This is a genomic window from Streptomyces sp. NPDC051136 (assembly GCF_044455745.1).
Lineage (GTDB): Bacteria > Actinomycetota > Actinomycetes > Streptomycetales > Streptomycetaceae > Streptomyces.
Window position 1 is genome coordinate 497,177 of sequence record NZ_JBITFE010000001.1, and the last position, 20,249, is coordinate 517,425.

19 protein-coding genes are annotated in these 20,249 nt (G+C 73.3%); 7 read left to right on the plus strand and 12 right to left on the minus strand.

Features of this window, described 5'->3' with window-relative positions; all coding sequences use genetic code 11:
- Positions 1-16: 16 nt before the first annotated feature.
- Positions 17-1,186 (minus strand): lactate 2-monooxygenase, encoded by a 1,170-nt coding sequence (locus ACIBCJ_RS02110; protein WP_362503658.1) that lies wholly within the window; start codon positions 1,184-1,186, stop codon positions 17-19.
- A gap of 357 nt (positions 1,187-1,543) precedes the next feature.
- Here ACIBCJ_RS02110 and ACIBCJ_RS02115 point away from each other — a divergent pair, with 357 nt between their 5' ends.
- Positions 1,544-1,978, plus strand: a complete 435-nt coding sequence (locus ACIBCJ_RS02115; protein ID WP_365978754.1) for a protease inhibitor — start codon at positions 1,544-1,546, stop codon at positions 1,976-1,978.
- Positions 1,979-2,126: 148 nt separating this feature from the next.
- Here ACIBCJ_RS02115 and ACIBCJ_RS02120 read toward each other — a convergent pair whose 3' ends face one another.
- The 9 genes from ACIBCJ_RS02120 to ACIBCJ_RS02160 all read right to left on the minus strand — a co-directional run bounded on the left by ACIBCJ_RS02120 (position 2,127) and on the right by ACIBCJ_RS02160 (position 11,644).
- On the minus strand, positions 2,127-2,393 hold the full coding sequence (locus tag ACIBCJ_RS02120; protein ID WP_399281615.1) for a CDGSH iron-sulfur domain-containing protein: 267 nt from the start codon (positions 2,391-2,393) through the stop codon (positions 2,127-2,129).
- Positions 2,374-3,018, minus strand: a complete 645-nt coding sequence (locus ACIBCJ_RS02125; RefSeq protein ID WP_362092180.1) for a HemK2/MTQ2 family protein methyltransferase — start codon at positions 3,016-3,018, stop codon at positions 2,374-2,376. Before ACIBCJ_RS02125 ends, ACIBCJ_RS02120 begins: the two co-directional genes overlap by 20 nt.
- A 30-nt stretch (positions 3,019-3,048) precedes the next feature.
- Complete coding sequence (locus ACIBCJ_RS02130; RefSeq protein ID WP_365978753.1) at positions 3,049-4,080, minus strand: iron-containing redox enzyme family protein; 1,032 nt, start codon at positions 4,078-4,080, stop codon at positions 3,049-3,051.
- Positions 4,081-4,135: 55 nt separating this feature from the next.
- Entirely contained in the window at positions 4,136-4,315 is a 180-nt protein-coding gene (locus ACIBCJ_RS02135; protein WP_362092186.1) for a hypothetical protein, read from the minus strand.
- An 88-nt stretch (positions 4,316-4,403) separates the two neighbouring features.
- The gene (locus ACIBCJ_RS02140) at positions 4,404-5,414 is read right to left on the minus strand and encodes a Ppx/GppA family phosphatase (protein WP_365978752.1); all 1,011 of its coding nucleotides are present in this window, start codon (positions 5,412-5,414) and stop codon (positions 4,404-4,406) included.
- A 30-nt stretch (positions 5,415-5,444) separates the two neighbouring features.
- On the minus strand, positions 5,445-8,267 hold the full coding sequence (locus ACIBCJ_RS02145; protein ID WP_362503648.1) for an NHLP bacteriocin export ABC transporter permease/ATPase subunit: 2,823 nt from the start codon (positions 8,265-8,267) through the stop codon (positions 5,445-5,447).
- A 1-nt stretch (position 8,268) separates the two neighbouring features.
- Entirely contained in the window at positions 8,269-10,491 is a 2,223-nt protein-coding gene (locus ACIBCJ_RS02150; RefSeq protein ID WP_365978751.1) for an NHLP family bacteriocin export ABC transporter peptidase/permease/ATPase subunit, read from the minus strand.
- The gene (locus ACIBCJ_RS02155) at positions 10,488-11,294 is read right to left on the minus strand and encodes an HlyD family efflux transporter periplasmic adaptor subunit (RefSeq protein WP_362092198.1); all 807 of its coding nucleotides are present in this window, start codon (positions 11,292-11,294) and stop codon (positions 10,488-10,490) included. Before ACIBCJ_RS02155 ends, ACIBCJ_RS02150 begins: the two co-directional genes overlap by 4 nt.
- Before the next feature lie 134 nt (positions 11,295-11,428).
- The gene (locus tag ACIBCJ_RS02160; protein WP_133884919.1) at positions 11,429-11,644 is read right to left on the minus strand and encodes a type A2 lantipeptide; all 216 of its coding nucleotides are present in this window, start codon (positions 11,642-11,644) and stop codon (positions 11,429-11,431) included.
- A 618-nt stretch (positions 11,645-12,262) separates the two neighbouring features.
- Between ACIBCJ_RS02160 and ACIBCJ_RS02165 the strand changes: the two genes are divergently transcribed.
- The 4 genes from ACIBCJ_RS02165 to rfbB all read left to right on the plus strand — a co-directional run bounded on the left by ACIBCJ_RS02165 (position 12,263) and on the right by rfbB (position 18,078).
- The gene (locus ACIBCJ_RS02165) at positions 12,263-13,579 is read left to right on the plus strand and encodes a S1 family peptidase (protein ID WP_365978750.1); all 1,317 of its coding nucleotides are present in this window, start codon (positions 12,263-12,265) and stop codon (positions 13,577-13,579) included.
- A 549-nt stretch (positions 13,580-14,128) separates the two neighbouring features.
- Positions 14,129-16,615, plus strand: coding sequence for a SpoIIE family protein phosphatase (locus ACIBCJ_RS02170; protein ID WP_362092205.1), 2,487 nt, complete (start codon positions 14,129-14,131; stop codon positions 16,613-16,615).
- Between the two features lie 161 nt (positions 16,616-16,776).
- Complete coding sequence (locus tag ACIBCJ_RS02175; RefSeq protein WP_133884916.1) at positions 16,777-16,956, plus strand: hypothetical protein; 180 nt, start codon at positions 16,777-16,779, stop codon at positions 16,954-16,956.
- Between the two features lie 147 nt (positions 16,957-17,103).
- Complete coding sequence (gene rfbB, locus ACIBCJ_RS02180; RefSeq protein WP_365978749.1) at positions 17,104-18,078, plus strand: dTDP-glucose 4,6-dehydratase; 975 nt, start codon at positions 17,104-17,106, stop codon at positions 18,076-18,078.
- Positions 18,079-18,109: 31 nt separating this feature from the next.
- Here rfbB and ACIBCJ_RS02185 read toward each other — a convergent pair whose 3' ends face one another.
- The gene (locus ACIBCJ_RS02185) at positions 18,110-18,694 is read right to left on the minus strand and encodes a hydrolase (protein ID WP_365978748.1); all 585 of its coding nucleotides are present in this window, start codon (positions 18,692-18,694) and stop codon (positions 18,110-18,112) included.
- Positions 18,695-18,805: 111 nt separating this feature from the next.
- Between ACIBCJ_RS02185 and ACIBCJ_RS02190 the strand changes: the two genes are divergently transcribed.
- Entirely contained in the window at positions 18,806-19,306 is a 501-nt protein-coding gene (locus ACIBCJ_RS02190) for a metallophosphoesterase (protein ID WP_133884913.1), read from the plus strand.
- Positions 19,307-19,360: 54 nt separating this feature from the next.
- On the opposite strand, the gene ACIBCJ_RS02195 is transcribed toward ACIBCJ_RS02190, so the two are convergent.
- Complete coding sequence (locus ACIBCJ_RS02195; protein WP_362092218.1) at positions 19,361-19,726, minus strand: nuclear transport factor 2 family protein; 366 nt, start codon at positions 19,724-19,726, stop codon at positions 19,361-19,363.
- A gap of 180 nt (positions 19,727-19,906) precedes the next feature.
- Between ACIBCJ_RS02195 and ACIBCJ_RS02200 the strand changes: the two genes are divergently transcribed.
- Positions 19,907-20,191, plus strand: a complete 285-nt coding sequence (locus ACIBCJ_RS02200; protein WP_362092221.1) for a hypothetical protein — start codon at positions 19,907-19,909, stop codon at positions 20,189-20,191.
- Positions 20,192-20,249 lie beyond the last annotated feature (58 nt).

A 20,249-nucleotide genomic window follows, 5' to 3' on the forward strand; every position in this document is an offset into this window, starting at 1 on the left:
CGGCGCCACCGCACCCTCACGCCGGGTCCTCGACGAGGTCGGCGGGCCCCGGCGTGGCCGGTGAGGCGTGTCCGGACAGGGCCAGGGTGAGGTCGAGTTCGGCGAGCAGGCAGCGGATCACGTGCTCGACACCGGCCTGTCCGTCCAGGCCGAGGCCGTAGGCGTAGGGACGGCCCAGGAGCACCGCCCGCGCACCGAGCGCGAGGGCCTTGAAGACGTCGTCGCCGGTACGGACGCCGCTGTCGAAGAGGACGGTCAGCCGGTCGCCGACCGCCTCCACCACCCGCGGCAGGGCGTCGGCCGCCGCGACGGAACCGGCCACCTGACGGCCGCCGTGGTTGGAGACGACCACGCCGTCCATCCCGGCGTCGGCGGCGAGCCGGGCGTCGTCCGGGTGCAGGACGCCCTTGAGGACGATCGGACCGTCCCAATTCTCGCGCAGGAACGCCAGGTCGGGCCAGGACTTGGCGGGATCGGAGAACATGCCGACGAAATGCATCACCGCCGCGTTCGGATCCTCGTGCACCGGCTTCGCCAGACCGGCCCGGAAGGCCGGGTCCGAGAAGTAGTTGGCGGTGCCCACCCCGTGCAGGAAGGGCAGGTACGCCTGGTCGAGGTCGCGCGGGCGCCAGGACAGCAGCGGCGTGTCCAGCGTGACGAACAGCGCGGTGTACCCGGCCGCCCGGGCGCGGCCCAGGAAGCTGCGCGCCACCTCGCGGTCCTTCGGCCAGTACAGCTGGAACCAGCGCTCGGCGTCCCCCATCGCCTCGGCGACCTGCTCCATGGGCGTGCTGGAGGCGGAGGACAGGATGTACGGCACACCCTGGGCGGCGGCGGCCCGGGCGGCGGCGGGCTCCGCGTCCGGGTGCATGATCGACAGGACGCCGACCGGAGCCAGCGCCAGCGGGGCGGGCAGGTCGCGGCCCAGGACCTCGACGCGCAGGTCGCGCTCGTGCACGTCCCGCAGCATGCGGGGGACGATCCGGCGCCTGTCCAGCGCCGCCCGGTTGGCCCGGGCGGTGCTGCCGTCACCGGCGCTTCCCGCGACGTAGCCGAAGGGGCCGGGGCCCAGGCGCCGCTCGGTCAGCTCCTCCAGCCGGGTCAGGTCGGTGGGCAGCCGCGGGACCGCGCCCGTCATGCCGTTCAGATAGATCTCGTACTGGAAATCCGCCCAGTGCTTCGGCATCCCGGGTCCGCCTCTCCTCGTCGGGCTCGCGCTGCCGGCACCCTACCCGCGGGTACGAAGGGGCGGCCGTCGGGGTCGACGGGTCTGTTTCAGGAGTGTTTCCGGCCTATTGGCGAAGAGGTGGATCACGCCATTCGGCCAGTTCTGATCTCAATAATCGATCAAGAAACGCGCAGATCCGGACTTGGAACGTTCTAATTCCGTGACTTCACGCCACTGATTGAATACCCAAGGTTACCGAAATCCATGGGGTCGAGATGAGTTTCGGTGCCGGACTCGGCAGACTCGCGCTCGCCGTTCCGGCACCGACCGAGCCGGGCCGGCACCACCCTCGAAACGAGCGGAAGGATGCACACAATGCGGAACACCGCGCGCTGGGCAGCGACTCTGGGCCTGACGGCCACCGCCGTCTGCGGGCCCCTCGCCGGGGCCTCCCTTGCCTCCCCGGCCCATGCCCCCGCGTCGCTCTACGCCCCCTCGGCCCTGGTGCTGACGGTGGGACACGGAGAGAGCGCTGCCACTGCCGCACCCCTGCGGGCGGTCACCCTGACCTGCGCCCCGACGGCTTCCGGAACCCACCCCGCGGCCATCGCGGCCTGCGCGGAACTGCGCGCCGCGGGCGGGGACCCGAGCGTCCTCGCCGCCGAGGACTCGGTGATGTGCACCCGGGAGTACGCCCCCGTGGTCGTCACCGTCGAGGGGGTCTGGCAGGGCCGGCGCCTCTCCTACGAGCGCACCTTCGCCAACGAGTGCGTGAAGAACGCGGGAAGCGAGAGCGTCTTCACGTTCTGAGGGACCGGGACCGCCCGGACCGTGCGGTGTGACCGGCGGCTCGCCACTGGGGAGTGCGAGCGCCGCCGCACGGGTCCCGCGGCCCCGCACCGGGGGCGGCGGACGGAGTGGGGCCGTCCGCCGTCCTCCCGGTTCAGGCGCCGCCGGGTCACTCCTGGCCGGCGCGCCCCTCGGCGGACCCGGCCGACCTGGCCCGGTGGCTCGTGTCGCACCAGGGATAACGCCGGCTGCGGCGGCAGGTGCACAGTGCCACCCGGAAACGGTCGGAGGACACCGTCGTACCGTCCTCCAGCTCCACCTCCACCGGCCCCTCCACCAGCAGGGGCCCCCGGCGCTGCATCTTGATCCGGCGCGGGGCCTGAGGCGGGCCGGGGGTGTCAGGGGTGTCAGGGGTGTCAGACGGGGAGTTCGGCACGGACCACCACCAGCTCTTCCTCGTACTCGGCCATGGACAGCAGCCCGCGCTGGCGCAGCCAGCGCTCCCGGCCGCGCAGCACGGGACCGAACGCGATCCGCCGGCGCCGGGTCACCGCGGCCTTCATGCCCGCCTCGCGCAACAGGGCCTCGGTCCTCGCGGGATCGCTGAGCGCCGACTGCACGAGCAGCAGCACGCCTCCGGGGCGCAGCAGGCCGGGCACCTCCCGGCAGATCCGGTCCAGGACCATGCGGCCGTCGTGGCCGGCGTCCCAGGCCCGGGCGGCACCGCGCGGCCGGCGGCCACCCCCCGGCGCCGGAACGTACGGCGGGTTCGCCAGCACCAGGTCGAAGGACTCACCGCGGACCGGCGTGAAGAGGTTGCCGTGCCGGACACGGATCCGCAGCCCGGCCCGGGCGGCGTTGAGCCGCGCGGCGCACACCGCGCGCCAGGACACGTCCACGGCGGTCACCCGGCCGCCCCGCCGGGCCGCGGCCAGGGCGAGCGCGCCCGTGCCGGTGCCCACGTCGAGCACGGCCGCGCCCGGCGGGAGCGACTCGTCGGACAGTGCCCCGACCAGCAGGGCGGTGTCCTCCTGGGGGGCGTAGACGCCCGGTAGCACCATGAAATTCACGGACCCCAGGTACCCCGGCCGTCACGGAATATGGGCGATTTCCTCACGTACCCGCGACGTGGCCGGCAGCGGCGTGCGCAGGGACGACCGTCCCGCCCGCCAGTCGGCGAGCAGCCGGTCACCGAAGCGGTCCTCGACGAATCCGGTGGCGTCGATGCCGAACACGACGTCCGGCGCGAGCCACGGCTCCTGCTCGAGGAGGCCGTCGATGACCTCGTGCCGCACGATCTGCTCGTGGACCGCGTCGGCCTCGACGTGCTCGTCGTAGAAGTGCTCGGCGGCCGGGCCCGCACCCGTACGGCGCATCGCCTCGGCGAGCCGCCGGGAGCCGGGTGACGAGGTGATCTCCACCGCCGCGAAATGCCCCACCAGCGCGCCGCGCAGGGCACGGTGCAGCCCGAACAGGGACATCATGTTCACTGTGGCCAGGCACTCGGCCGAAGCCGCGTCGAGGTGGCGCCCGTACGTCGTGTCCAGGTCCAGATCCGTCATCAGGTCGGCGAACAGACGGGCGTGCACCCGGTCGGCGCGGCCACCGCCGTACTCGTCGAACTCCACCGCCGCCATCGCCGCCTTCGAGCGGCCCCACAGCCGCGGCAGCACCCAGGCGTGCGGGTCGGCCTCCTTCAGGTGGTACAGGGAACGCTGGGCCGCGTACTCGCGCAGCTGCCACAACTCGCCCTCGTCCCGGAGGAAGTGGCTGACACCCTCACCGAGGACGGGCTCGACGAGCAGCGCCCCCACCGCGTCCTCCACACTGTCGTGCACGGGGGTGTCGGCCCGAAGGGCGGCCAGGAAACGCCGCTCGAGCCCGGCCCGGGTGCGCAGCAGGTCCGGGTCCCACTCCAGGTCGGGCGGGACACCGGCGAAGCCCCGGTAGTGCAGCTCGTAGCACTGGTACAGGGCCAGCTGCAGGTCGTCGCCGTAGACCGGTGCGGCGGCGACGGCCTCGGGGGCCGGCAGCGGGCCCGTTCCCAGCAGATGTGCGGCGACTGCCTCGGAGACCGGTCCCCGGGGCGCCGGCAGTCGTGGTCCTTCGCGGTCGAACTCCATGCGCCGCGAGTACCCGGACACCGCCGCCGCACCCCCGGCCGCGCCGAGCGGTGCGTCACTCGCCCTCGGCGTCCTCCTGGGCGCCGGTGTTCGGTGAGGTGGCGTCGCCGGCCTCGCCCCGGTGCCCCTTCTCGTCGGACTCCGCGTCGCGGGGCCTGGCGTTCTCCACCTCGCGCAGGACCTCCTCGACGGCGGTCCGGGGCTGCTCGTGGTCGTGCTCACCGTTGTGGGACACGAAGTGCTCCTCTTCTTGTAGGTGCTTCCGGGTTTCTCTTGTCGTGCCGGTGGTGCCGGCTCTTGCCGGCCGTCAGGGTTTCCGAAGGTCAGCCGGACGTGGACGCGAGCCGCAGTGGCGCCGGTGCCGGGGGTGCGGCCTCGTCGCTGCGGCGGACGACCTCGGCCCACCAGGAAGGGCCGTCCTCGATGTGGCGCAACAGGACGCCCTCCCGGATCGCCCAGGGGCAGAGCGCCACCGAGTCGAGACCGGTCAGCTTCATCGCAGTGTGGCCCACGACGGCGCCGGCCAGGCTCTGTGCCGCGCGCGGCGCCGATATGCCGGGCAGCAGGGCCCGCTCGGGCGCGGACAGGGCGGCCAGCCGGGTGACCGCGTCCCCCAGGTCCGAGCAGCGCATCCGGCGCTCCGTGAAGGGCCCGTGCCGACCGGGCGGGGCCCCGCACAGCCGCCCCAGCTGCTGGAAGGTGCGCGAGGTGGCCACGGCGGTGCGCGGTCCCTCCCAGCGGATCCGTGCCGCCGCGTCCCGCAGCTGGTGGCGGACCCTGCGGCGCAGCGCCCGCACCTGGTCCGGCGACGCCGGGCCCTGGCCGCCCGCCAGGAACTCGTGGGTCAGCCGGGCCGCCCCCAGCGGCAGGGAGGCCACGAAGCCCGGCAGCCGGCCGCGTCCGAACGCGACCTCCAGCGATCCGCCGCCTATGTCGAGCAGGGCGAGCGGACCCGCCCGCCAGCCCATCCAGCGCCGTGCCCCGAGGAACGTCAGCTCCGCCTCGACCTCGCCGGGCAGGGTGCACAGCGGCACCCCGGTGCGGTCCCGGACGGTGCGCAGCACCTCACGCCGGTTCGGCGCGGCGCGCACCACGGCGGTCGCGAAGGCCAGCGATCCCGACGCACCCCACCGGTCCGCCGTCCTGCTCGCGTCGGCGACCGCCGACACCAGCCGCTCCACGGCCTCCTCGGGGACCGGACCGCCCGGCCTCACCTGCTCCGACAGGCGCAGCCGCCACTTCGCGGTGTGCACCGGCAGCGGGACCCCGCCCTCGGCGTCCGCCACCATGAGCCGGACCGTGTTCGACCCCACATCCACCAAGCTGATCCGCATAAGGGCAACAGGTACCCAGGTGAGCGCCGGTCAGGCCAGCTGTCGCCGCACCAGCTCGTGCAACCGGCCACCGGTGTCGGCGAGCAGCTCGGCCGGCGAGCCCTGCTGGGCGACCTTGCCGTCCTCCATCACGATCACGCGGTCGGCGTCCAGCACCGTGGACAGGCGGTGCGCGATCACGACGCGGCTGGCGTTGAGCGCCTTGGTGGACTCGATCACCGTGCGCTGCGTCTCGTTGTCCAGAGCGCTGGTGGCCTCGTCGAAGAAGAGGATGCGCGGCCGGCGGATCAGCGCCTGTGCGATCATCAACCGCTGCCGCTGCCCGCCGGAGACCGCTCCGCCGCCCGACACGATGGTGTGCAGGCCCATCGGCATCCGCTTGATGTCCTCGGCCAGTCCCGCCATCTCGGCCGCGGCCATCGCCTCCTCGGGCGTGTACGGCTCGGTTCCGCAGATGACGTCCAGGATCGAGCCGGTGAACGGCTGCGCGTGCTGGAGCACCACCCCGCACTGCCTGCGCACCGCCGACCGGTCGAGCGCGGCCAGGTCCTGACCGTCGTACAGGACGCTGCCCGACAGCGGCCGGTCGAAGCCGATGAGCAGCCGCAGCAGCGTCGACTTGCCGCAGCCGCTGGGGCCGACGACCGCCACGAACTCGCCGGGACGCACCTCGAAGGACACGTCGTCCAGGACCAGCGGCCCGTCGTCGGTGTACCGGAACGACAGCCGACGCGCCTCGATGGCCCCCGACAGCGGTCCCGGCCGCGTGCTCGCCGTCCGCACCTCGGGCGTGGCGTCCAGCACCGGCCGGATCTCCTCGAACAGCGGCAGCGCCGCCACTCCCGACACGAAGGCGCCGGTCAGCTGGGTGACCGAGGTCAGCAGCATCGTCACCGACGCGTTGAAGGTGAGGAACTCGGCCGCCGACATCGAACCGCGCGCCGGACCGGCCAGCAGCATGAACATCAGCAGCGTGCACAGCGGCAGGTACACCGCGCCGAGAACGGCGTTCAGGTTCTTGACCCGGCCGGCCCGCTGTTGCAGCTCACGGCTGTGCGCGAACCGCTCCGCCCACGCCGCGTAGGCGTAGTTCTCGGCCGCCGCCACCCGCAGCTTGGGCAGTCCGCGCAGCGTCTGGAACGCCTGGTTGTTCAGCTTGTTGGTGAGCTTGACCAGCCGCCGCTGCCAGCGCACCTGCCACAGCCCGAGCCCCAGGAAGACCCCGGCGACGACCACCAGCATGCCGATCGCCGCGAGCGCCATCGGCACGCTGTACCAGAACAGCAGGACCAGGTTCACCGCTCCGACGGTGACCGACTGGGCCACCGTCGGCCCGACCCCCGCCAGCAGTCTGCGGATCGCGCTGATGCCCATGGCCGCGCTCGCCAGTTCACCGGTGGAGCGCTCGGTGAAGAACTTCGTCGGCAACCGCAGCAGCCGGTCCCAGACGGCGGGTTGCAGTGTCGCCTCGATGCGGCCCTCCAGGCGCAGCATGGTGAGGTTCTGCAACAGCATGAAGGCCGCCGCGACGACGCTGCTCAGCATCACCGCGAGGCACACCTGGACGATCAGCCCCGTCTGCGCCTTCGGCACGAACTCGCCGAGCACCTTGCCCGTCGCGATCGGCACTAGCGCGCCGAGGCCCACTGTCACCAGACCGGCGAGCAACAGGCCCGTCAGATCCCCGCGGGTGCCGGTCAGGCAGAACCGCAGCAGCCTCAGCGGACCGAGCCGCCGCTCCGGCAGCGGCCGGTAGAACATCACCGCGCGCGGCTCGAACTCCCCGGCGTTGGCCTTCTCCACCGGCGTCTCGCGCCCGGTCGCCGGATGCACGGCCACATAGCCCCCGCGCCGCCACAGCAGCGCCACCGGCGCCCCCGACAGGGTGCGGTGCCCGACCAGCGGCCCGACGTCGTCGCGCCACCAGCGGTCCTCCAGCCGTACGGACCTGGTGCGCACGCGTGAGGCGAGCGCGATGCGCTCCACCGGGTCGAGCCGCTCGCTCTCCGTGCCGCCCACGGCCGGTTCGGCCAGCGGTATCCCGGCGGCGCGCGCGACCAGCTTGCAGGCCGCGTACGTGGCGTCCGCGTCGGCGGCCGTGGTGCGCTGCGCCGACCGCTTGCCGATGGAGGCCAGCAGCGTCCGGTCGGCCTGTGCGCGTACCGCCTCACCGGCCTTGATACCGGCGGCGGTCCGGGTCTCGTGGGTGCGCTCCAGCTGTTCGATCCAGCGGTCCAGGGTGGTCAGCAGCCGGTACTGCTGGTCGACCATGCTCTGCCACAGCGCCGGGTCCATCAGCAGGTCGGCGGCCGCCTCCTCGCCGTAGACCGCCCCGTACTGCACGCTGCCGGGCGGCACCTGCATCCAGAACACGTCGTCGTCGGTGGGCGCACCCGCCCGCTCGCCGGCCATCGGCGCCTGGAAGAGGACGGTCAGGCCGCGGCCCACGCCGAGCGCGAGGGCGTACTCCAGCGGGCTCGTCGTCGGCGGCACGTACTGCGGGTTGCCGTAGGCGTCGTACGACCAGGTCTGGGTGTGCGCCGGCTGGTACAGCTCGCGCAGGGCGATGCGGTGCACCACGCAGTCCCGCAGCGGCCGCGCCACCAGCGTGTGCTGCGGCCCGGACACCGGACCCAGCAGCACCGAGCCGGCCTCCAGGCGTCCCAGATGGTGCCAGTGGCCCTGCTCCTGCGCGTCGACGGCGAACAGGTCCACCGCGCCCGACACCACGAGCCACAGCACCTGCGGCCCCTCCAGGTCGAGCCGGTTGAACCCGGCGCAGTCGACGCGCGTACCCAGCGAGCCGAGCGCCCCCAGGACCAGGTCGCCCTGCCCCTCCTGCACGGTCGTCATCTCACCGCTCCCTGACCAGCGCCGCGTACGCGCCACCGCGCGCCACCAGCTCCTCGTGCCGCCCGCGCTCCACCACCGTGCCGTGCTCCAGGACGACGATCTCGTCGCTGTCCCGCACGGTGCTGAGCCGGTGCGCGATCACCACACAGGCGCAGCCGCGCCGGCGCAGGTTGTCCATGACCACCAGTTCGGTCTCCGCGTCCAGCGCGCTGGTCACCTCGTCCAGGACCAGGATGCTGGGCCGGCGCACCAGGGCCCGGGCGATCTCCAGACGCTGGCGCTGACCGCCGGAGAAATTGCGGCCGTCCTGCTCGACCGGGCTGTGCAGGCCGCCCGGCCTGCGCATCACCACGTCGTACAGCGCCGCGTCCTTCAGCGCGTCCACCACGGCGTCGTCGGGGATCGACGGGTCCCACAGCGCCACGTTGTCGCGCACCGAGCCCTCGAACAGGAACACGTCCTGGTCGACGAAGGAGACGGAGGACGCCAGCGCCCCGCGCGGAATGTCGTCGAGCCGCTGCCCGTCGACGCGGATCACCCCGTCCCAGGGCGCGTAGAGCCCGGAGATCAGCCGGGACACCGTCGACTTGCCGCTGCCCGAGCCGCCCACCAGCGCCACCTGCTGACCCGGGCCGACGGTCAGGTCGAATCCGGTGAGCAGCGGCTTGTCGAGCGGGTTGTAGCCGAAGGAGACGTTCTGCAGCTCCACGTGACCGTGCAGCCGGCGCGTGGAGTCGGCGCCGCCGGGGCGGTCGTAGAGCGGGTCCGCCCGGAAGTTCTCCACGTCCTTCAGCCGGGCCACGTCGGCCGCGAAGTCCTGGATGCGGCCCGCGACGCCGTTCAGCCGGGTCAGCGGGGCGGTGAAGCGGACCACCAGCGCCTGGAAGGCGACGAGCAGACCGACCGAGATGTGGCCCTCGACCGCGCGCATCCCGCCGATCCACAGGATCAGCGCGCTGTTCAGCGTCGCGAGCGTCGGCGCGACCACGCCCAGCCAGGCGCTCGGCACCCCGAGCCGCTGCTGCTCCTCCAGGGTGGTGGCGTGCTGGCCGGCCCACTTGCGGAAGTAGCCGTCCTCGCCGCCGGTCGCCTTCATCGTCTCGATCAGCTGGAGGCCGGTGTACGCGGTGTTGGTCAGCCTGGCCGTGTCCGCGCGCAGCTTCGCCGTACGGGTCGCGCGCAGCCGGATGACGATCCGCATCGCGAGGATGTTGAGCAGCGCCACACCGACGCCGACGAAGGTGAGCTGCGGGTCGTACGTGTACAGCAGCACGGCGTACAGGACGACCACGATCGCGTCCACGCCGGCCGCGGCGAGGTCGCGGGCCAGCGTCTCGGCGACGGCGTCGTTGGACTGGAGCCGCTGCACCAGGTCGGCCGGGCTGCGCTGGGAGAAGAAGGTCACCGGCAGCCGCAGCAGGTGCCGCAGGAAGCGGGCGCTGGAAAGGGTCGAGGAGATGATGCGGCCGTGCAGCAGGTTCGCCTGCTGGAGCCAGGTCAGCACCACGGTGAGCAGCACACAGGCGCCCATCGACGCGAACAGCACGCCGAGCAGCGAGGTCTGCCTGCCGATCAGGAACATGTCGATGTAGGTGCGGCTGAGCGCCGGCACCGCCGCGCCGACCGCCACCAGCAGCAGGCTCGCGAGCACGGCCGCGGGCAGCGTGCCCGCGGTACCGCGCAGCCGGGCCGGCATCGCACCGAGCACACCGGGCTTGCGTCCGCCGCGGGTGAAGCCCTCACCTGGCTCCATCGTCAGCACGACGCCGGTGAAGGACCCGTCGAAGTCCTCCAGGGACACGAACCGGCGGCCCTTGCCGGGGTCGTTGATGAACACCCCGCGCCGCCCGAACCGGCGGCCCATGCCGTCGTAGACGACGTAGTGGTTGAACTCCCAGAACAGGATGGCCGGTGCCGTCACCTCGGCGAGGGCGGCCAGGTCCATCTGCATGCCCTTGGCGGTGAAGCCGTAACCGCGCGCCGCCTTCAGCAGGTTGCTGGCGCGCGACCCGTCCCGGGAGACGCCGCAGGCGATGCGCAGCTCCTCCAGCGGGACGTGGCGGCCGTAGTGCCCCAGCACCATCGCGAGTGAGGCGGCACCGCACTCGACGGCCTCCATCTGGAGCACGGTGGGCGTACGGACGGTCTTCGCGCGGCTCTTGGGCACGCTGCGCCTCGGCGGGGCGGCGCGGCGTCTGCCCCGGGTCTCCTGTGCGGTGCTCACGGCAGCAGCCAATCGACGGGACGCTGGTCGGCCAGCCGGATCGAGCCCGACGCCAGAGTCATGGAAGTCAGTGCGAACGGCGGCCCGTCCGCCGAGGACCAGTCGTAGCCGCTCTTCGTGGACCGGGAGACGGCCAGCCGCACCGTCACGGCCACCGGCCTGCCGTCCTCGGTGAACTGCTCGCCGAGCTGGCTGTCGCCGAGGAACGCGCCGATGGTCTGCGCCGACTGGGCCGAGCGGTCCACGGACTGCACCGTGCCGTGCAGCACGCCGTACTGCTGGGTCGGCACCGACTGGACGGTCAGGTCGACGGAGGCGTGCGCGGGGATGGCCGCGGCGTTCTCGGCGGGGACGTACACGGTGGCGTAGAGGGGGTCGTCGGTGTGGGCGACCTTCTCCACCGAGGCGACGTTCGCGCCGGTACTGATGATCTGCCCGACGGTGGCCGCGAGCGCGCTGACCCGGCCGGCGTCGACCGTGCGGACCACGCTCTCGCCGTCGGCGGTACGGACCTTCAGCACCGGGGCGTCGGCGGCCAGGCGCTGACCCGGGCGCGCCAGGACCGCGGTGACCTGCCCCGAGACGGGACTCTGCAACAGATAACTGCCCTGCCCGTGGGTGAGGATGGCGGGGGCGGAGACCGTGGAGGTCACCGAGCCGCCCACGGCCCACACGGACGCGGCGGCCATCGCGACCACCGTGACGGACAGCACCAGCCAGCCCTGGGGACGGGCGAAACGCACCGGGAGATCGAGTTCCTCCGGTGACTGGAGTTTTGCGAGGGCCTGTTGGCGGAACTGCACGCTGACGTATCCAGGGCTCGGTGGAGAACGGCCGAACAACGCCATCGGCCGAAGCGGGAGCGGCCGAAGGACGAGAACGGCCGAAAAGCCCCGGAGCCTGGGCGGCTCCGGGACTCAGCGACGCAAGGGCGCGATCAGAGACCGGCGACCAGGTTGGTGACCGGGGCCGTGTTCAGGCCGGTGGCACCCTCGACGGTACCGACGACCGTGTTGAGCAGGCCGGAGACCGGGGCGATGCCGTCCACCAGGCCGGTGACGGTGCCGACGGCGTTCACGTTCAGGCCGCCGGAGACGTTGTCGAGGTCGGCGTCGGAGATCTCGACGGTCTCAACCTGGGGGGTGGAGTTCATGATGGAACTTCCCTTCGTATAGCCATTTTCACAAGGGGGGAGCGGCCCCCTCTGGGGACAGATGACGGCCGCGACCGCGGACGCCGGGCGGCCCGTTTCCCGAGCCCTCCGCGGCCCCCGCGGTGCGATGGATCAAAGCACGCGGCCGGTGCGGGCTTCCAATCAATCACCCCTCCCACCAGCGCACTTGCGACGCCCGGGCGCCCAAGCGTGCAGGAAGGCGCACGCCTTCGCGGCGACTTCTTCACACCGCGCGCGGCATCGCGGCGCACGACCCTTTGCCCGAACGCGTGCGATTGGGACACTCCCGCCGCAAAGGCGCGCGGGCCGCCGTCGGCTTGTGCAGAAGATCCGGCGGGGGTGACCGGGTTGGGCATTCGATGTGCAGATTCGCTGAAGCGGTCATTCCGCTCCGTGTTCGGGACAGTGCGTCGCCGGTCGAACGCGGAGGGTGCCGACGGGTGTCGCGTCGCCGTGCGGGACAGCGCGTGAACGGGGCGCGATCCGACGGTCCGTCTGAACGCCCTGCCCGGCCCGTGCGTACCAACAGCCGTCCAGGCGCCCCCCATCCGATGCCGGACCGTGGACACGGACCCCGGTCCCAGGAGGTCGAGCAGGTTGAGTCACAAGCGAATCCCCAAGCGCAGGGCCGCGATGGCGGCGGGCGGAGTGGTGGCGCTCGGCGCGGCCGCGGTCCTGCTGCCGAACGCCAACGCCTCGCAGGACGGCGGGTCCCCGGACGCCGCGCCGGCGCCCAGGACCCTCAAGGCGGCGGACGCGTCGGATCTCGCCTCACGGCTGGCCGGCCTGCTCGGCGACACCTTCGCCGGCTCCTACTACGACCCCGGCGCCCGGCAGCTCGTCGTCAACGTCGTCCCGGGTGACAACGACCAGGTCGTCGTGGAGGCGAAGGAGGCGGGGGCGGCGGTCCGCGAGGTCGACAACAGCATGGGTGAGCTGAAGAGCGGCGCGCAGACCCTGAAGTCCAGGGCGAGCATTCCGGGCACCTCGTGGGCGATCGACCCGCGCACCAACAAGATTCTGGTGACCGCCGACAGCACCGTCACAGGCGACCGCTGGGACCGGCTGGAGTCCACCGTCGAGGGCCTCGGCTCCGGCATGGCGACCGTCAGGAAGTCCGCCGGCACCTTCAAGACCTTCGTCTCGGGCGGCGACGCCATCTTCGGCGGCGGAGCACGCTGCTCGCTCGGCTTCAACGTCACCGCGGGAGACGGCTCGCCCGCCTTCCTGACGGCCGGTCACTGCGGGGTCGCGGCCGACCAGTGGTCCGACGCGCAGGGCGGGCAGCCGATCGCCACCGTCGACCAGGCCGTCTTCCCCGGCGAGGGCGACTTCGCGCTCGTCAGGTACGACGACCCCGCGACCCAGGCCCCCAGCGAGGTCGACCTGGGCGACCGGACAGTGGCGATCAGCCGGGCCGCGGAGGCGGCGGTCGGGCAGCAGGTCTTCCGCATGGGCAGCACGACCGGACTGGCCGACGGCCAGGTCCTCGGCCTGGACGCCACCGTCAACTACCCCGAGGGCACGGTCACGGGCCTCATACAGACCGACGTCTGCGCCGAGCCGGGAGACAGCGGCGGCTCCCTGTTCACCCAGGACGGCCTCGCGGTCGGACTGACCTCCGGCGGCAGCGGCGACTGCACGGCCGGCGGCGAGACCTTCTTCCAGCCGGTCACCACCGCCCTGGAGGCGGTCGGCGCCACTCTGGGCGGCGAGGGCGCCGGCGCCGGTGACGCGGGTGGCGCTGGTGACGCCGGTGACGTCTCCGGAGCCGACGGTTCGGGCGCCGCCGGTTCCGGTGCCGACGCCGGCGGCGCGGCTGACGGCGCGGCTGACGGCAGCGGCGCCGACGACGGTGACGCGTCCGACGGCTCGGGCCTGGAAGGCTCGGACGGCTCGCATCCGACGGGCTGACGGCTGACGACTGACGGCTGACGCCCGACGCCCGACGGCACGGGCGTGGACGGTTCGGGCGGCTCGGGTCCGCAGGGCTGACGTCCGGCGGGCTCGACACAGGCCCACCCCCGGACCGTCGTCCCCCCGGGTTCCGCGGCCCCGGTCCGCGTCCGCCCGCGGGCCGGCGCCCGTCCCCCGATGGGGCCGGGCAGCGGTCCGGGCTCGGACGCCTCGGGTCCGACGGGCTGACGCCCGGCGGGCTCGACACAGCCCCGCCCTTGGACAGTCGTCCCGTCCCCCCGGGGTTCCGCGCCCCCCGGTCCGCGTCCGCTCTCGGACCGGCGTCCGCCCCCCGGGGAGGCGCCCGACCCCCGACAGGACCGGGCAGCGGTCCGTCGGGACGTGGGCGGGCGGACGGAGGTACCCGCCGCGCAAGGGACGTCGTCCCGCAGTCGTGTCCCCTCCCGCACCCACCGGAAGCCCCGGACTCCGCACGGCGCCGCGAAGAGCCTCCCCGCACCCCGCACGCTCCTGATCGCCGGTACTCGATCCGCAGGGGCTGCGCAGATGCCCCATAAGCGCTGTAATGGCGACGTGGTCGAAGAGGGCACTGCGGAACGCGGACCGAGGACGCTGCGTGCCGAGGGCGCCCTGAAGGCGATCGCGGCCGGTCCGCGGCCCCAGGAGCGGTCACGCGGGATCCTCGAACAGGCGCTGGTCTTCGCGGGTGCCTCCCTCGCCGCGCTCTACACGCCGGGCGACGACCGCGAGCTGCTCTGCCTCGTCGAGTCGGCCGGTGTGCCGCGCACCCTGTACGGCGTGCGCGACAGCTATCCCGCGGACGGCGGCTCCCCGGTCGCAGACGCGCACCGCACCGGTGAGACGGTGTGGATCGGGCCGGAGGAGTTCGCCGGATCGGCGGAGTCGCGGCACGTGCCGTCGAGCGGCTTCTCGCTGGCCGTCCTGCCCGTGGGCGGGGACGGCGGCGGCTGTCTCCTCGCCCTGACCGAGCGCCCGGACGGGTTCGACGCCGACGACCGCGCGTGCCTGGCCCTGATCGCCGAGGCCCTGACCTGCCCCGCTCCCGCAGAACCGGCCGAGCCGGCCGAGGCCGGTCCGCTCCAGCCGGACGCCTTCACCCTGGCCATGGACACCGGCCGGGCCGAGGTGGGGGACGACATCCTGCGCCTGTTCGGCCTCGCCCCCGGTGAATTCGACGGCAAGGTCGAGACGCTGCTCGGTCTCACCGTGCCGGAGGACCTGCCGTCGCTGATGTCGGTGACCGAGTCCGACCACATGAGCATCGGCGAACGCGAGCTGGAGTTCCGGGTGCTGCAGCCCACCGGCCCGCCGAAGTGGCTCCGGCTCAGCGGGCGCCTGCTGCCCGGCGGCGACGGCCGGCCCGCCCGCCTGGTCGGCACCGTCGCCGACGCCTCCACCCTGCGCCCGGACGTCACCGACGTCGCCCGCGTCCAGCGCCTCGCCGCCGCGCTCGCCACCGCCGGGACCGTCCGCGACGTCAGTCAGGCCGTCGTCGCCGCCCTGCGCAGGCCGTTGCGCGCCGACCGGATCGCGCTGGCCGAGGTGGAGAACGACCGGCTCGTCGTCACCGTCCTCGATCCGCCGGAGCCCGAGTCCTGGCCCGAGCTGTGGCGGCTGGAGTGGCGCACCGAGTGGCCGGACGCGCCGGTACGGGCCATGCCCACCCTCGCCGCCGCGCTGCGTGAGGGACGCGCCCGGATCTGGCCCGCGGGCACCGGCGACCTGGAGCCCGCCCTCGCCGACGTCGGCCCCGGCGGCCTGGCCGTACTGCCGCTGCCCGCGGGCGGCCGCATGGCCGGAGCCTGCCTGATCGGCTGGGACGCCCCGCACGACTTCGGCCCCGACGAGCGCGCCCTGCTCACCGCCTCCGCGGGCCTCGCCGGGCAGGCCCTGATGCGCGCCCACGCCTTCGACGCCGAGCACGAACTGGTCGGCATGCTCCAGCGCCAGCTGCTGCCGCGCCGGCTGCCGAAGCTGCCCGGCGCGGTGGCCGTCGCCCGCTACCTGCCCAGCACGGCGGGGCTGGAGCTGGGCGGCGACTGGTACGACGTGATCCCGCTGCCCGACCACCACGTCGCCCTCGTCATCGGCGACGTCCAGGGCCACAGCGCCGGCGCGGCCACCCTGATGGGCCAGATGCGCACGGCCCTGCGCGCCTACGCCGTCGAGGGCCACCCGCCGGACGTCGTGGTGTCCCACGCCAACCGGCTGCTGACGGGCATGGAGACCGACCTCTTCGCCACCTGCGTCTACGTCGACCTCGACATGGAGGAGGGCTCCGCCTGGTGCGTGCGGGCCGGGCACCTGCCGCCGGTGCTGCGCCACCCCGACGGCAGTACGGAGATCGCGGAAGTCGAGGGCGGCCCGCCGCTCGGCGTGGTGACACAGGCCGACTTCCCGATGAGCCCGCTGCGGCTGCGGCCCGGCACGCTGATCGCCCTGACCACGGACGGTCTCGTGGAGTCGCCGGAGTCCGACATCGACGAGGGCATGGACCGGTTCGCCCACGCGCTGGCCGTGTCCGATCCCGCGCACCTCGGGCTCGTCGCCGACGCCCTGCTCGGAAACGCCCGCCGCAACGACGACGTCGCCCTTCTCCTGGTGCGCTACGACGGGATGTCCCTGCGTCCGCTGCGGGAGAGCTGGTCGGTGTGGCGGCTGCCCGAGGCGGTGCGGCACGCCCGCCGCTTCACCCGGCGCACCCTGCGCTCCTGGGGCGTACCCGACGACGACATCGACGGCGTGCTGCTGATCGTCTCCGAACTGGTCACCAACGCCCTGGTGCACACCGACGGCAAGGTGCGCCTCGACCTCACCCTGATCGGCGGGCGCCTGCGCGTCGCGGTCGCCGATGCCTCGCCGCGCACGCCCGCCAAGCCGACCAGTATCGGCTGGGAGGCCACCGGCGGACGCGGCATCCTCCTCGTCGAGGCGATGTCGGCGGCCTGGGGGACGCTGCCGGTCAGCGGAGGCAAGCAGGTCTGGAGCGAGATCCCGCTGCGCGGCGTCTGAGCGCTCGACCGCAGTCCTGCCCCTGAGTGCGAGAGCTCACAGGGGTCCGGGGTTTCGCGGCGCCCCGCGAGGGGACCCGCCAGGGCGAGCGCACCAGGGCAGGGACGACGACGTCGAGGCCCGGGCGCGGCAACCGCGGAACCAGAGGGAAGATGATATTCGTGACCACGGACACCAGCGGCGAACCCGCCGTCCGCAGGCTGGAGACCGGCTGGTCAAAGGCCCGCCGCCTGCGGAGCAGGGACGCGATGCGTACCTGTGTACCCGCCGTCGAGGACGGCGCGGCCCCCCGCGCACCGCAAGCGGGCCAGGAGTCGAACATAGTCCGGGGCGAGGACTGAGCGAGCCCCGAGGGCGGCGACACCGCCCAGCGCGCCGGCCTCGTTGCCGGCGCGGTGCGCGTTCCGGGGCCGGTCACGCCGGGCGCGGGGAGCGCGGGTAGCGTCGGCACGCACCGCCCCCGACCGCAGCAAGGCACGGAACCGCTCATGAACATCCTGGTCACCGGCGCCGCCGGATTCATCGGCTCCCGGTACGTGCACGCGCTCCTCGCCTCCGACGGCCCCGGGGCCCCGAGGATCACGGTGCTGGACGCGCTGACCTACGCGGGCACCACGGCCAACCTGGAACTCGGCCATCCGCGCCTGGAGTTCGTGCACGGTGACATCCGCGACGCGGTGCTCGTCGACAAGCTGACGTCCGAGGCCGACCAGGTGGTGCACTTCGCCGCCGAGTCCCACGTGGACCGCTCGATCCACGCCGCGTCCGACTTCGTCCTGACCAATGTCGTCGGCACCCAGAACCTGCTGGACGCGGCCCTGCGCCACGGCGTCGAACCGTTCGTGCACGTCTCGACCGACGAGGTCTACGGCTCCGTGGAGTCCGGCTCGGCGAACGAGGACCACCCGCTGCGGCCGAGTTCGCCGTACTCCGCGTCGAAGGCGTCGGGCGACCTGCTGGCCCTGTCGTACCACCGCACGCACGGCCTCGACGTGCGCGTGACCCGGTGTTCCAACAACTACGGACCGCACCAGTTCCCCGAAAAACTCGTGCCGCTCTTCGTCACCCACCTTCTGGACGGCCGCCGGGTCCCGCTCTACGGGGACGGCCGTCACGTGCGCGACTGGCTGCACGTCGACGACCACTGCCAGGGCGTCGACCTCGTCAGGACCGGGGGCCGGGCGGGCGAGGTCTACAACCTCGGCGGGGGCACGGAACTGAGCAACCGCGACCTCACCGCCCTGCTCCTCGACGCCTGCGGCGCGGGCCCGGAGCGGGTCGTGCACGTCGAGGACCGCAAGGGGCACGACCTGCGCTACTCGGTCGACTGGAGCAAGGCCCGCGAGGAGCTGGGCTACCGGCCCCGGCGCGACTTCGCGGCCGGACTGGCCGAGACCGTCGCCTGGTACCGGGACAACCGGTCCTGGTGGGAGCCGCTCAAGCGGCGCACCGACACGGGCTGACAGTCGCGCCCGGACTGTCGCGCCCGGACCGTCAGCCGTGCGTCTTGGCGAGCAGGTCGAGGATCTCCCGCGTCGTACCGGTCTCGCCCAGCCGCGGGAAGATCCGCTCGACGCTGCCCAGGTGCGCCTCGGCGCTCATGTCGCTCATGGCGTCGGTGGCCAGCGTGACGTGGTAACCGTGCTCGTGGGCGGCGCGGGCGGTGGACTCCACGCCGATGCTGGTGGCGATGCCGGTCAGGACGATCTGCGTGACACCGCGGCGACGCAGCTGGACGTCGAGGCCGGTGCCGTGGAAGGCGCCCCAGTTCCGCTTGGTGACGGTGAGATCCCCGGGGTGCCCGGACAGCTCGTCGACGACGACGTCCCAGCCTTCCGGCCGCGGGCCGGCGGCGCCTCCGGCCTCGGTGCGCCCGGGCACGGCGTCCGCGCCGTCGGCGGCGAAGGAGACCCGGACCAGCACCACGGGCAGGTCGCGGGCCCGGAAGGCCTCGGCCAGTTCGACGCTGCGGGCGACGACCTCAGCGCCGCTGTAGGGCTCGGTGGGCGCGGCCACGATGCCGGCCTGGAGGTCGATCACGACGAGGGCGGTGCGGGGGTCGAGGGCGGTGACGGCCATGGGGGTGGTGCCTCTCAGATGGGTCTCGTACGGAATCACCACGGTAAATTCGACAGGTAAAACTGTCCAGCTGAGACTGCACAGTTTTACCTGTCGATTAAGCTGGAACGCGTGCGACTGCTGATCACGTCCGACACCCATCTGCCCAAGCGGGCGAAGGAACTGCCGGCGCCGCTGCTGGCGGAGCTCCCGCGTGCGGACGTCGTCCTGCACGCGGGGGACTGGGTCGACACGGCCACCCTCGACCTGCTGGAAAGCCGCAGCCGCAGACTCCTCGGGGTGTACGGCAACAACGACGGCCCCGCACTGCGCGCCAGGCTGCCGGAGGTGGCGTACGCGGACCTGGGCGGCCTGCGCTTCGGTGTCGTCCACGAGACCGGCGCCGCCCAGGGCCGCGAGGCACGCTGCGCCGCCCGCTTCCCGGACCTCGACGTCCTCGTCTTCGGGCACAGTCACATTCCCTGGGACACCACGGCCGCCACCGGTCTGCGGCTGCTCAACCCGGGCTCGCCCACGGACCGCCGCCGCCAGCCCCACTGCACCTACCTGACCGCCACGGTCGCCGACGGCCGGCTCGGGGACGTCGAGCTGCACCGGCTGCCACCGCGATGACCGGTACGCCGGCGCATCCGCACCCGCCCCCGGCACCCGTGACGAGGCTCCGGGCTACTCGTCCCAGGCCTGGACGATGGTCTGCTCGACGATCTCGCCGTCCCGCAGCGACAGCATCGACTCGGCGAGCACCCGCACGCCGTCCGGATAGGTGCACTCCTCGCTGAACGCCACCTGGTCGCCCTGGACGACGCAGCGGGCCATCCGGTGGGTCATGTCACGGCTGTAGACGTCGTCGAGCATCTCGGCGATCTCGTCCCGGCCGCGCAGGAGCTTGGGGCGGCTCGGCGGGTCGTACCGGTCGACGACACGGACCTCGGCGTCCCGCGCGTACAGCGACAGCAGCGGTGCCGCCGTCTCTCCTTCGATGCCCCGGCGCAGTGCTTCGGTGTCGAAACCGGGGCCTGCCGTGGTACTCATGACGACCTCCTCCGGACGTCGAAGGCCGCGGCCCGAACCGGAAACGGGCCGTTACGGCCCTCCTCCTTCGAGCTTCCTCCCTTCCGGCCCCCGGGGCAACGCCCGGCCCGGACTGGTCCACACGGGTGACCGGCGTCGCCCGCCCGTGTCCGGCCCCGGCCGGTCGGAGTTGCGCAGCACATGATCTCAACACGACGTATCGTCGCCGTCGTCGGGCTCGCCGCCGGTGTCACCGGTCTCGCCGTCCCGATGGCGAGCGCGGCCGGCGGGGGCCCGCTGGGCACGGAGAAACTCAGCGTGACGAACACCCTCGACTCACTCGCGGTCGGTGACATGCCCGCCGACGACCGCGCCCGCATGCCGCTCCCCTCGCAGCAGCTCCACCGACTGAGCGACCTGCAACAGCTCCAGCAGGTCACCGGCCTGGCGGCGCCCCTCTTCGGCGCCGTCCCGGCCCTGGGCTGACGCCCGCGGCGGCCCGCACCGGCACCCGCCGGCCGCCGGTCGCAGGGCCCCGGGTGAC